Below are 12,173 nucleotides of genomic sequence, written 5' to 3'. Positions count from 1 at the left end.
CACACTAAGGATTGTTGACATGTCCGAACAGACAACCGCGGAGCAGAGAACTGCCTCCAGCCGGGACACCGAGCCCCACCTTGCACGCTCGCTGAGCAACCGGCACATCCAGCTCCTGGCCATCGGCGGCGCCATCGGCACCGGCCTCTTTATGGGCTCCGGCAAGACCATCTCCGTCGCCGGGCCGTCCGTGATCTTCGTGTACATGATCATCGGCTTCATGCTGTTCTTCGTGATGCGCGCCATGGGCCAGCTGCTGCTCTCCAACCTGAACTACAAGTCCTTCAGCGACTTCGCAGGCGACCTGCTGGGACCCTGGGCCGGCTTCTTCACCGGCTGGACGTACTGGTTCTGCTGGGTGGTCACGGGGGTGGCCGACGTCATCGCGATCGCCGGTTACGCCGAGGAACTCTGGCCGGGCATCCAGCTCTGGATCCCGGGACTGGCCACCATCATCGTCCTGCTCCTGCTGAACCTGCCGACCGTCAAGGCCTTCGGCGAGACCGAATTCTGGTTCGCCCTGATCAAGATCGTGGCCATCGTGGCGCTGATCGTGGTGGGCCTGGTGATGATCTTCACCGGCTTCCAGTCCAACGCCGGCACCGCCAGCTTCAGCAACCTGTGGAACCACGGCGGCTTCTTCCCCAAGGAGTTCATGGGCTTCGTGGCCGGCTTCCAGATCGCTGTGTTCGCGTTCGTAGGGATCGAGCTGGTGGGCACCGCCGCGGCCGAAACCAAGAACCCGGAAGACAACCTGCCCCGGGCCATCAACGCCATCCCGCTGCGCGTCATGCTGTTCTACGTCGGCGCCCTCATCATCCTGATGTCCGTCACCCCGTGGACCGGCTTCAAGGCCGGGCAGAGCCCGTTCATCGCCATGTTCTCCCTCGCCGGGCTCGGCATGGCCGCCACCGTGGTGAACCTGGTGGTGCTGACCTCCGCAATGTCCTCGGCCAACTCCGGCATCTACTCGACGTCCCGGATGGTCTATGGCCTGGCCAACGACGGCGACGCACCCAAGCTTTTCGGCCGCCTTTCCACCCGCAAGGTCCCGCAGAACGCCCTGTTCCTTTCCTGCGTGCTGCTGCTCGCAGGCGTCGCCCTGCTCTACGCGGGCAAGGACGTGGGCGTGGCCTTCGACATGGTCACCACAGTCTCCGCGGTCTGCTTTATGTTCGTCTGGAGCATCATCCTGGCCAGCTACCTCGTGTTCCGGAAACGCCGCCCCGGGCTGCACGCCGCCTCGACGTTCAAGATGCCCGGCGGCATCCCCATGGTGTGGGTGGTGTTCGCGTTCTTCGCGTTCCTGGTCTGGGCGCTGACCACGCAGGCCGACACCCTGGCGGCCCTCCTGGTCACCCCGGTCTGGTTCGTGGTCCTGGGCGCGGCCTACGCCGTCGTCCGGCGCTCCCCTCTGCACCAGGCGCGGGTGGCCGAGTGGAAGGCCATGGCCGCCGCCGAAACGGCCGCCGCCGGCCGGGCCTGACGCCCGCCGCACGCACGACACCGGCCGACACAACAAACCCTCCCCTACCGTCAGGTGGGGGAGGGTTTGTTGTTCTGGTGCAGCAGGTGCGGCCGGGGAGGTTGCCGCTAGACGGCGGCCTGGGCCTCCTCGACGAGGGCACGGACGGCCGGGAACAGCGGGTGCTCGGCGGCCAGGCCCGTGATCTTGGTGGTGGCGTCCTCCGGGGCGGAGGAGTTCAGGATCTGCGCCAGCTCAACGGCCTCCGCATCGGCGGGATCGTTGAACCGCAGCGCGGCGGCAATCGCGCCGAGCAGCGCCTCGGGGACGATTCCGCGTTCGGCAAGCTCCGCCGCGGGGCCGATGAAGCGCTCGTGCCGGCTGAGCTTGCGCAGCGGCGCACGCCCTACCCGGTTCACGGTGTCCGGGAGGTGCGGGTTGGAGAAGCGGCCGAGGATCTTCTGGACGTAGGCCTCCTGCTCCTCGCGGTTGAACCCGTGCTTGGACACCAGGAGTTCCTTGGTCTCGTCCAGTACGGCGCGCACGTCCGCGGCAACGTCCTGGTCGGCCATGGCCTCGGAGATCTTGCCCAGTCCCGCCTCGAACCCGAAGTAGGCGGCCGAGGCGTGCCCGGTGTTGACCGTAAAGAGCTTCCGTTCGATGTACGGCGCGAGGTCTTCCACGAAGGTCGCCCCCGGGATGACCGGCTCCTTGCCCGCGAACGGCGTCCGGTCGATCACCCACTCGTAGAACGTCTCCACCGTGACGTCCAGGCCCTGGCCGGGCTCCTGGTTGGGCACAATCCGGTCCACCGCCGTGTTCGCGAACACGGCGGCCCCGTCCAGGGAGCCGGCGGCCGGATCCCACTGGGCGGCGATTTCGGTCTTCAGCAGGTCCGTCGCGTTGATGGCGTTCTCGCAGGCCATCACCTGGAGCGGCGCCAGCCCGGCCGCCCGGGCCGCAATCCCCCGGGCGATCACCGGCGCCACGAACTTCAGGATGTGCGGGCCCACCGCGGTGGTGACGATGTCCGCCGTCGCGATTTCAGCCACGACGTCGGCCTCCTGTGTACCGGAATTCAGCGCGCGGAAGTTGTCCACGGTCCGCTCGGCGGGACTGTCCCCCACCTCGTGGACCTGGTAGCTGTCCGCCGCGGCGAGCTGGGTGATCAGGGCGTCCGCGACGTCGGCGAACACCACCTCATACCCGGCCTCGTGCAGCAGCAGCCCTACGAATCCGCGGCCGATGTTTCCGGCTCCGAAATGAACAGCCTTCACTAGGAATTGACCTTTCCGAACAGGTCGAGCACTTCGTCGACGGTGGTGGCCGCCTCCAGCTGCGCGACCTGTGCCTTGTTGGTGAAGACCTTGGCGATCGAGGAGAGGATCTGGAGGTGCTCGTTGTTGATGCCGGCGACGCCGACCACGAACTTGACCTCCTTGCCGTTCCAGTCAATGCCGTTCGGGTAGCGGATGACCGATACCGCGGACTTCATGATGTGGTCCTTGGCGGCGTTGGTGCCGTGCGGGATCGCGAGGTAGCTGCCCATGTAGGTCGAGACGGATTCCTCGCGCTCGTGCATGGCGGCCAGGTAGCCGGTGTCGACGGCTCCGCGGTCCAGCAGCAGCCGTCCCGCCTCGTCGATCGCGGCGTCCCGGGTGGTCGCCGTGCCGCTGAGGACCACGCTTTCGGCCACCAGGATGTCGGACGGCGCGGCGCCGGTGACGGCCTCGGGAGCCGCAGGGGCCGCAGCCGTACCAGCCCCCGTACCCTCGCCCACGCCGGACGCGTCGGCCGGCGCGTTGCTGCTCTTGACCAGTTCCACGATCTCGTCGTATTTCGGCGAGTTCATGAAGTTGTCCACGGAGACGTGCACGGCGCTGGACGTCGCGGGCTTGGCCCGCTCGGTCAGGTCCTGGTGGGTGATGACGACGTCGTACGTGTCGCTGAGGTTCGCGATTGCGGAGTTGGTGACCTTCACGTCCGGGTAGCCGGCCGCCTTGATCTTGTTCCGCAGCACCGAGGCGCCCATGGCGCTGGAGCCCATGCCGGCGTCGCACGCGAACACGATGTTCTTGACCGGCCCGGCCAGCACCGCGACGCCACCCGCACCGGCACCCGCCAGGGCGGAGGACACGGAGCTCTTTTTGCCCTTCATGCTTTCCATCCGGGTGGTGGCTGCGCCGAGGTCGTCCTCGGCCGGGGCCTTGCTGGTCTTCAGGATCACCGAGGCGATCAGGAAGGACACGGTGGCGGCCAGGAGCACGGACAGGGCCACGCCCAGGAGGCTGTCCGCCGGGGTCGCGGCGAACACGGCGAGGATGCTGCCCGGGGCGGCCGGGGAACGCAGGCCGGCGCCGGTCAGGACGAGGGTGAAGATACCGGTCATACCGCCGCCGATGGCGGCGAGGATGATGATCGGCTTCATCAGGACGAACGGGAAGTAGATCTCGTGGATGCCGCCGACGAACTGGATCAGGGCCGCACCGGGGGCGGATGCCTTGGCCATGCCCTTGCCAAAGACCATGTAGGCGAGCAGGATGCCCAGGCCCGGGCCGGGATTGGCTTCCAGCAGGAAGAGGATGGACTTGCCCTGGGCGAGCGCCTGTTCAGTGCCCAGCGGGGTCAGGATGCCGTGGTTGACGGCGTTGTTCAGGAACAGGACCTTCGCGGGTTCGATGAAGATGCTGGTGAACGGCAGCAGGCCGTTGTGGACCAGGAATTCGACGACGGCGCTGGCGCCGTTGCTGAAGGCCTTCACTACCGGGCCGATCACCAGCATGCCGAAGATGGCCATGATGGCGGCCACGATGCCGGCGGTGAAGTTATCGATCAGCATTTCGAAGCCGGGCTTGACCTTGTTCTCCCAGAGGCTTTCGATCTTCTTCATGATCCAGGCCGTGAGCGGGCCCATGATCATGGCGCCGATGAACATCGGAATGTCCGTGCCGACGATCACGCCCATGGTGGCGGCCGCGCCGACCACACCGCCGCGGACGCCGTAGACCATCCGGCCGCCGGTGTAGCCGATGAGGAGCGGCAGCAGGTAGGTGATCATCGGGCCCACCAGTTTGGCGAGCTCGGTGTTCGGGGTGAAGCCCGCCGGGATGAAGAAGGCGGTAATGATGCCCCAGGCGATAAAGGCACCGATGTTGGGCATGATCATTCCGGACAGGAAAGTGCCAAATTTCTGCACACCTACCCGCATGCTGGTCCGGGGTGTCGCAACTGTCTCTGTTGCCATGTGATTTCCTAACCGTGATTCCTGCTGCACCGCAGGATTGTCCGATATTTTTTCGACGAGCTAGCTGGTGGCGCTGGTGGAGATCCGGTGGAGCCATTCGAGAAAGAGCTTGAGTTCGGAGCTGGAGAGCTGGTCCGAGTGCGAGGCCTGCAGCGCCGCATTCAGGGCGATGGCCGCCACCACCACCGGGGACTTGCCGGGGTCTTCGGGACCGGCGGCCCGCGCCTCCTCCGTGGAAACGGCGAAGATCATCGCATCGCGGGTCATGCTGGAGAGTTCGAGGTTCCGGTCCGGCGCCTTTTCCGTGATCAGCATGAGCGTCACGCCGACGTTGGCTGCCAGGATGCTGCGGGCGGCCTCCCGGGGCGGGACGTTGAGCTGACCGGCGACGGCGGCCTTGTTCAGCATCTCCTCCATCAGCGCCTCGGCGTCGGCGACGACGGCGGGGCGGCTTTCAGGACGGATATTGCCGAACATCACGAGGTACAGTTCCGGCTGCTTGAGCCCGAACTGGACGTGCTGGTCCCACATTCGCCGGATGTCCACGAGCGGCTGGCCGGACGGGGCAAAATCGCGTTCGCCGGCAACATATTCCTCAAAACCGGCGGCGACGACGGCGTCGAACAGTCCCTCTTTGTCACCGAAGTGGTGATAGAGCGTGGGTGCGGTGACCCCGGCCAGCTGCGTGATCTGGCGGGTCGAGACCGCCGCTCCCCCGGACTTGGCCAGCAATCCGGCAGCTGCACGCAGCAACCGGGTTTTGGGCGGTAGCTGGCCATCGATACTCATAACCGCTACCCTAGCACCTATAGCAACGCTATATGAAGTGCATCACATACACTTTTTTCAGGTACCGCAATTAGCCGGTTGACGTAGTGGCCAGCCGCAGGAAATCTAGGATCTAGCGGTTCAGTGGCGGCACCTGGACTGACTTACTGGCTCACGGCAGAGAATGAGGACTTTCAGTGCAGAACTTCCAAGGAGTAGGCGTCAGCCCCGGCCGGATCATCGGCACCATCCGCCAGATGCCGAAACCGGTCAGCGAACCGCCGGCCGGCGAACAGCTCCCTGAGGGCGTCTCGGCGGAGGACGCGACGGCGGCACTGAAAGCCGCAGCGAAAACTGTGCACGACGAGCTCAAGGCCCGGTCCGAGACGGTCAGCGGGGACGGCAAGGCGGTGCTGGAGGCCACGGCACTGATGGCCACGGACACCATGCTCCTGAAATCCGCCGCCAAACTCATCGGCCGCGGCACCTCCAACCAGCGCGCCATCTGGGAGGCCGGCGCCTCCGTCTCGGAAATGCTGCACAACCTCGGCGGGTACATGGCCGAACGGGCCACCGACGTCCTGGACGTGCGGGCACGGATCGTCGCAGCACTGCGCGGCGTGCCGGCCCCGGGCATCCCGTCCTCCCCCACCCCCTTCATCCTCGTAGCCGAGGACCTCGCCCCGGCGGACACGGCAACGCTCGACCCCGCGAAGGTATTAGCCCTGCTCACCGCCGGCGGCGGCCCGCAGTCCCACACCGCCATCATCGCCCGCTCGCTGGGCCTGCCCGCCGTCGTCGCCGCGGCCGGCGTGGACACCGTTCCGGACGGCACGGAGGTCTACGTCGACGGCGCCGCCGGCACCGTCACCGCAGAGCCGGACGACTCCCAGCGCGCCGCGGCCGAACAGTGGGCCGCCACCGCCTCCCTGCTCGAGGAATTTGACGGTACCGGCACGACGGCGGACGGCCACCTTGTGCCGCTGCTGGCCAACGTCGGCGGAGCCAAGGATGCCGTGGCCGCGGCCGGACTCAACGCCCAGGGTGTGGGGCTGTTCCGGACCGAATTCTGCTTCCTCGAACGGGACACCGAACCCTCCGTCGAGGAACAGGCCGCAGCCTACAAGGGTGTCTTCGACGCCTTCCCCGGCAAGAAGGTGGTGCTCCGCACCCTCGACGCCGGCGCGGACAAGCCCCTCCCGTTCCTCACCGACGCCACCGAGCCCAACCCTGCACTGGGCGTCCGCGGCTACCGGACCGATTTCACCACTCCCGGCGTCCTGGAGCGCCAGCTGCAGGCCATCGCCCGCGCCCAGCAGGAGTCCGACGCGGACGTCTGGGTGATGGCCCCGATGATTTCCACCGCGGAGGAAGCCGCACGCTTCGCCTCGATGTGCGCCGACGCCGGGATTCAGACCCCCGGCGTGATGGTGGAGGTGCCCTCCGCGGCCCTGACGGCGGAGGCCATCCTGCGGGAAGTGGGTTTCGCGAGCCTGGGCACCAACGACCTCACCCAGTACGCCATGGCCGCGGACCGGCAGCTCGGCCCGCTCGCCGGGCTGAACACCCCGTGGCAGCCTGCCGTGCTTCGCCTGGTGGGCCTCACGGTCGAAGGCTCCGCTGCGGAAGGCCACAGCAAGCCGGTCGGCGTGTGCGGTGAGGCTGCGGCGGACCCTGCCCTCGCCGTCGTACTGACCGGACTGGGGGTCACCACCCTGTCCATGACCGCGCGGTCTATCGCCGCCGTCGCCGCCGTACTCAAGACGGTCAGCCTCGCCGAGGCGCAGGAGCTGGCCAAACTGGCCCTCTCCGCGCCCAGCGCCGCGGACGCCCGCTCCTGGGTGCGGGCCAAGCTGCCCGTCCTGGAGGAACTGGGCCTGTAACCGGAGCCGTTGCCGCGACCCGGGGCGCTAGGATGCAGTCCATGACACTGATTGCTCCCCGGGTGACGGCCGGCCTGCCGGCTGACGACGCACACAAGCTCCAGTACGCGCTCAGCGGCAGCAACGACGTCACAGTGTTCGTCGATGGCACCGTCCACCGCCTGCCGCCGGCCGCGCGGGACGCCGTCGTTGACCTGCTGGGCCGCTTCAGCCGGGGTGAGTCGGTCACCGTCAGCAGCGTTGAGGAGATGCTGACCACCTCCAAGGCCGCCGAGTTGGCCGGGATCTCGCACACCTACCTGCGCAACATGACCGACCGGGGCGAGATCCCGGTGGAGTACCGCGGCACGCACCGGCGCATCCGGCTGGCCGACATCATGGCGTGGCTCGAGACCCAGAAGAAGAAAACCGCCGCGGAGAATGCAGCTGCGAACGCAGCGCCGGCGTCCGGCGGCGGCGAGCCCGCCGACGGCAGAGACGGCGCCACCGCCGATGCCTAGCGGCGGCGTGATAAGGATCAAACAACGATCCCGGCCGGGCGCGGAAACGCGGCGGAGGCCGGGGTTACGCTTGAATTGTGGATAAGTTCAGAGGGTGGCACATCCTGGCCGGCATCGCCGCCATGGTGCTCACCGGCATCCTCGGAACCGTCATGGGGCTGAACAACACCGCAGCCTTTATGTCCTCCTGCGTGGCGTTCGTGGCCGTCGCCCTGTGGACCGAGAGCCGGCTCTCCCGGCGCAAGCGGGACGCGGCGGGAAACCCTGGCGGGGACCGTGGCCTCGAACCGGGCCGGGAGCCGGACCGCGCACCCGACCGCGCACTCCGCGACGAACAGCAGTAGCCCCACCGGACCGGGTCCCCGGCCGAACTAGATCCTCGGCCGGGCCGCCCAGCGCCGCGCCTTCAGCGCCGCGTGCAGTTCCAGCCGCACCATTCCCTTGAGCGGGTCGACACCGAGCAGCTGGCGGATCCTGGCCAGCCGGTTGTAGATACTGCTCCGGTGCAGGTGCAGTTTGGCCGCCACCTCCTGGACCGACCCGTCGTTGTCATAGAACAGCTCCAGTACCGGCAGCAGCTCCCCGTTCCGGTCATGGTCCTCCAGCATCCGGAAATACACCGATCCCGCATCCGCCCACGCGCCGGCGCCCCCACCGGCGGAGGCCAGCAGCTGGTAGGGCCCCGTGGCTCGGCAGTCCACCAGTTCGCCCAGCTGCGGATCCACGGCCGCGGCCTGCGCGGCCTGCCGGGACTGCCGGTACGCTTCGGCCAGTTCCCGGGGCCGGGAGAAGCCCTCCGACGTGCCGAGAATGATCCGGCGGACGGGGCGTCCTGCCCGTTTGGCCAGTTCCAGCTGGTAGTGGACCAGCACCTGCGCGTGGTCGGCCCGGCCCGTGGATTCCTTGAACAGCACCACGGCGTGCGTCTCTGTGCCGGCGCTGAACAACGCGGCATCCACGCCGATGGTGGCCTGCAGCGCGGAGGACCGGTGGATCAGCGTCGCCGCGATCGGGTCCGACCCCTCGGCCCAGCCGTCGGCATCCAGGACGGTGACCAGCTGCCACGGCCCGCGGCCCTGCACTTCCTTCCAGCCCCCGACGGCCGCGACGGCGTTGGCCTCGCCCCGGCAGGCAGCCAGGAACTCCTGTTCGCGCCGGCGGCGGAATTCGGATTCGGCGGTGTTGGAGTCCAGCAGCAGGGCCGAGAGCTGTTCGAGCTCCTGCGCGGCCTCGGGGAGGCGGGCGAGCACGGAGCCGGCGGTGGGTTCTTCGGCGTCGAGCTGGACCCAGAGGTACCCCACCCGGAAGCCGCGGACCAACAGCGGGACGCAGACGCGGCCGAGCATTCCCAGCTCGGCGTTGGCGGGGACCACCACCGGCCGCACCGCCGTCGCGATCCCGTGGGAGAGCTGCCAGGCGCTGACGTCGGCGGCCACGCGCTTGCTGAGCAGGAAGTTCACCCGGACCCGGTCGGCGTGGGACTGGTTGGAGCTGTAGGCAAGGAGGACGCCGTCGAGGTCTTCGAGAGAGAGCCCGCGGCCCAGCCTGAGGGCCACGCGCTCGACGAGCTGCTCCACGTCCTGCTGCTGCATGCTGCCACACTACTGCCCCGCGGGGCGCGGCCGCGAGCGGAACCCCGACGGACAGCAGGCGACACCTGACGCTCCGGTGCTCGACAAATGTCGAACCATGATTTCGCTGGACCCCGGAAACACGGGGGCTGGGCCGGCGGCGGCCTCTCGGGTCCTGTCGCCTGCCTCACAGCCGGATCTATTCTGGAATCACGACTTCCCCCGCACACCAGGCCCAAATCGGCCGCCATCCCTGGAGCTGAAAAATGATCATCGGTGTCCCCAAAGAGATCAAGAACAACGAATTCCGCGTCGCCATCACCGCTGCCGGCGTGCACGAATTCCGCCACCACGGCCACACTGTCCTGGTGGAGCGCGGCGCAGGCCTGGGCTCCGGCATCACCGACGAGGAATACGCCATCGCAGGCGCCGAGATCGTCGCCGAAGCGGATGACGTGTGGTCCCGCGCGGACATGGTCATGAAGGTCAAGGAGCCGGTGAAGGCCGAGTACCACCGCTTCCGCAAGGGCCTGATCCTCTTCACCTACCTGCACCTGGCCGCCGAGCCGGAACTGACGCAGGAACTCATCAATTCCGGCGTCACCGCCATCGCCTACGAGACCGTCCAGGAAGGCCGTGCGCTGCCGCTGCTGGCCCCGATGTCCGAGGTGGCCGGCCGCCTCTCCGTCCAGGTCGGCGCCACCTCGCTGATGGCTCCCGCCGGTGGCAAGGGTGTGCTGCTGGGCGGCGTCCCGGGCGTCCGTCCGGCCAAGGTGGTTGTGCTGGGCGCCGGTGTGGCCGGCACCAACGCCGCCGCCATGGCCCTGGGCCTCGGTGCCGACGTCACCATCCTGGACATCAACATCAACCGCCTCCGCGAACTCGACGCCCAGTACCAGGGCCGCCTGAAGACCGTGGCCTCCAACGCCTACGAGATCGAAAAGTCGGTCGTGGACGCCGACCTCGTCATCGGCTCCGTGCTGATCCCCGGCGCCAAGGCACCGAAGCTGGTCACCAACGAGCTCGTGTCCCGCATGAAGCCGGGCTCCGTGCTGGTCGACATCGCCGTGGACCAGGGTGGCTGCTTCGAGGACACCCACCCCACCACGCACCAGGAACCGACGTACAAGGTCCACAACACGATCTTCTACTGCGTGGCCAACATGCCGGGTGCCGTCCCGAACACCTCCACGTACGCCCTGACCAACGTGACCCTGCGCTACGCGGTGGCGCTGGCCAACCTGGGCGTCAAGGCCGCGTTCGAACGCGACGCCGCCCTGGCCGCGGGCCTGAACATCGCCGCCGGCCAGGTGGCGCACCGCTCCGTCTCCGAGGCGCACAACCTGCCCCTCGTCGCCGACTGGCACGCCCTGGTCTCCGCATAAGGATCAGTCAGCCGTTTGAACGGCAGTCATCCAACGCGTGCTGCTCCCCGCCGCTCCCCTCGCCTCGCAAGCTCGGCCAGGGAACCCGAACGGCGTGGGCCCACTTCGTCGCTTTGACGCACGCTTTCTGGATGGCTGCCGTTCAACGTTAAGCCCTCTGCGTCGCCAGTTCCCGTGCCTGCTCGATCAGCCGGAGGACCTCCAGCGGTCCCGCGGGATCCACCGGGAGCGGAAGCGGGGAGCCTGCCCCGCCGTCGTTGATCTTCTCCGCCAGGATCCGGTAGAACTCCGGGTACGCGCCCCGTTCGGTGGGCAGCCGGTCCAGGTGGCCGTCACGGCCCAGCAGCCCCGCCCAGGCGCTGTCCTCCACCCCGTAGCCGGCATCGAGCGGGCTGCCGCCGGCCAGGATGTACGGCTCCTGCGGGTCGATGCCGTGCTTGGTGAAGCCGCCGTCCGCGCCCAGCAGCCGGTACCGCGGACCCTGCTGGGCGCACATCAGGTTCATCCACAGGTGGCTCACCACCCCGCTGTGGTGCCGCAGCGCGATGAACACGTCGTCGTCGGCCCGCTCCCCCGGCCGGCGGGCAGCCAGCTCCGCGTGGGTCACTGTGGCGGGGCCGAACAGCTGCAGCGCCTGGTCCATCAGGTGGGTGCCCAGATCAAACAGCACCCCGCCCCCGTCGTTGGCGGTGGCTGCGGCCTTCCAGGCCTTCGTCACGTCCGGCGCCCAGCGTTCAAAGCGTGATTCGAACCGCGTCACCGGGCCCAGGGCGCCGCTGTCCAGCAGGGCCTTGACCGTCAGGAAGTCCCCGTCCCAGCGCCTGTTCTGGAAGACCGTGAGCACCCTGCCGCGCTGCGCGGCGAGCTCCATGAGCTCCCGGCCCTCGGCGCTGCGGACCGCGAACGGCTTATCAACGACGACGTCGAGGCCCGCCTCGAGCGCGGCCTTGGCCAGCGGGTAGTGCGTGGCCGGCGGGGTTCCCAGCACCAGCAGGTCCAGCCCGTCGGCGCGCTCAAGGATTCCGGCCGGGGTGTCAACGATCCCGGCGGCCGGCTACGCCGCGGCCGCCGCGGCCTTCCTGCCGGCGTCGGACGTGGAAATCAGGTCCAGGGAGTAGGCGGGGTTGGCAGCGATGAACGGCGCGTGGAACACGCTGCCGGACAGGCCGAAGCCGGCGATGGCGGTGCGGATCGGGGCGGTGCCGGGGGTGGCGGAAGCGGAAGTCATGGCACCCACGCTACCCCCGGCGCCGGCGGCCGCGGAGTCGCCGGCGGCGTGACCAAGGCCGGCGGCTCAACGGCGGAGGCCGGCACCTCCCGGACAGGATCCAGGGGGTGCCGGCCTCGACGGGCGGCC

Annotated in this window: 9 protein-coding genes and 1 pseudogene; 5 read left to right on the top strand and 5 right to left on the bottom strand. The window is 68.4% G+C overall.

Going from position 1 to position 12,173, the window contains the following annotated elements; translation table 11 throughout:
* The first annotated feature begins 19 nt into the window (after window positions 1-19).
* On the top strand, window positions 20-1,486 hold the full coding sequence (cycA, locus tag AC1DHY_RS13285) for a D-serine/D-alanine/glycine transporter (protein ID WP_476879749.1): 1,467 nt from the start codon (window positions 20-22) through the stop codon (window positions 1,484-1,486).
* A 107-nt stretch (window positions 1,487-1,593) separates the two neighbouring features.
* Here cycA and AC1DHY_RS13280 read toward each other — a convergent pair whose 3' ends face one another.
* Genes AC1DHY_RS13280 through AC1DHY_RS13270 form a run of 3 tightly spaced genes read right to left on the bottom strand, consistent with a single transcriptional unit; the run spans window position 1,594 to window position 5,498 of the window.
* Window positions 1,594-2,742, bottom strand: coding sequence for a mannitol-1-phosphate 5-dehydrogenase (locus AC1DHY_RS13280; protein ID WP_476879750.1), 1,149 nt, complete (start codon window positions 2,740-2,742; stop codon window positions 1,594-1,596).
* Window positions 2,742-4,709 carry a PTS mannitol transporter subunit IICBA gene (locus AC1DHY_RS13275; RefSeq protein WP_476903752.1) on the bottom strand — a complete coding sequence of 656 codons (1,968 nt, stop codon included), beginning with the start codon at window positions 4,707-4,709 and terminating at the stop codon, window positions 2,742-2,744. The genes AC1DHY_RS13280 and AC1DHY_RS13275 overlap by 1 nt, the downstream gene beginning before the upstream one ends.
* A gap of 60 nt (window positions 4,710-4,769) precedes the next feature.
* Window positions 4,770-5,498, bottom strand: coding sequence for a TetR/AcrR family transcriptional regulator (locus AC1DHY_RS13270; RefSeq protein WP_476903751.1), 729 nt, complete (start codon window positions 5,496-5,498; stop codon window positions 4,770-4,772).
* Between the two features lie 176 nt (window positions 5,499-5,674).
* On the opposite strand from AC1DHY_RS13270, the gene ptsP reads away from it, so the two are divergent.
* The 3 genes from ptsP to AC1DHY_RS13255 all read left to right on the top strand — a co-directional run bounded on the left by ptsP (window position 5,675) and on the right by AC1DHY_RS13255 (window position 8,204).
* Window positions 5,675-7,360 (top strand): phosphoenolpyruvate--protein phosphotransferase, encoded by a 1,686-nt coding sequence (ptsP, locus tag AC1DHY_RS13265; protein WP_476903750.1) that lies wholly within the window; start codon window positions 5,675-5,677, stop codon window positions 7,358-7,360.
* Window positions 7,361-7,401: 41 nt separating this feature from the next.
* Complete coding sequence (locus AC1DHY_RS13260) at window positions 7,402-7,860, top strand: helix-turn-helix domain-containing protein (protein ID WP_476879753.1); 459 nt, start codon at window positions 7,402-7,404, stop codon at window positions 7,858-7,860.
* A gap of 77 nt (window positions 7,861-7,937) precedes the next feature.
* Window positions 7,938-8,204 (top strand): hypothetical protein, encoded by a 267-nt coding sequence (locus AC1DHY_RS13255; protein WP_476879754.1) that lies wholly within the window; start codon window positions 7,938-7,940, stop codon window positions 8,202-8,204.
* Between the two features lie 27 nt (window positions 8,205-8,231).
* Here AC1DHY_RS13255 and AC1DHY_RS13250 read toward each other — a convergent pair whose 3' ends face one another.
* The gene (locus AC1DHY_RS13250; protein ID WP_476879755.1) at window positions 8,232-9,452 is read right to left on the bottom strand and encodes a PucR family transcriptional regulator; all 1,221 of its coding nucleotides are present in this window, start codon (window positions 9,450-9,452) and stop codon (window positions 8,232-8,234) included.
* Window positions 9,453-9,697: 245 nt separating this feature from the next.
* On the opposite strand from AC1DHY_RS13250, the gene ald reads away from it, so the two are divergent.
* Window positions 9,698-10,816, top strand: a complete 1,119-nt coding sequence (ald, locus tag AC1DHY_RS13245; protein WP_476879756.1) for an alanine dehydrogenase — start codon at window positions 9,698-9,700, stop codon at window positions 10,814-10,816.
* 148 nt (window positions 10,817-10,964) lie between these two features.
* Here the strand turns inward: ald and AC1DHY_RS13240 are convergent.
* Window positions 10,965-12,044: pseudogene (locus tag AC1DHY_RS13240) on the bottom strand (Gfo/Idh/MocA family protein).
* Window positions 12,045-12,173: the final 129 nt, after the last annotated feature.

This window comes from Arthrobacter sp. 05L44 (genome assembly GCF_056397605.1).
This window is presented reverse-complemented; position numbering and strand designations above follow the sequence as displayed.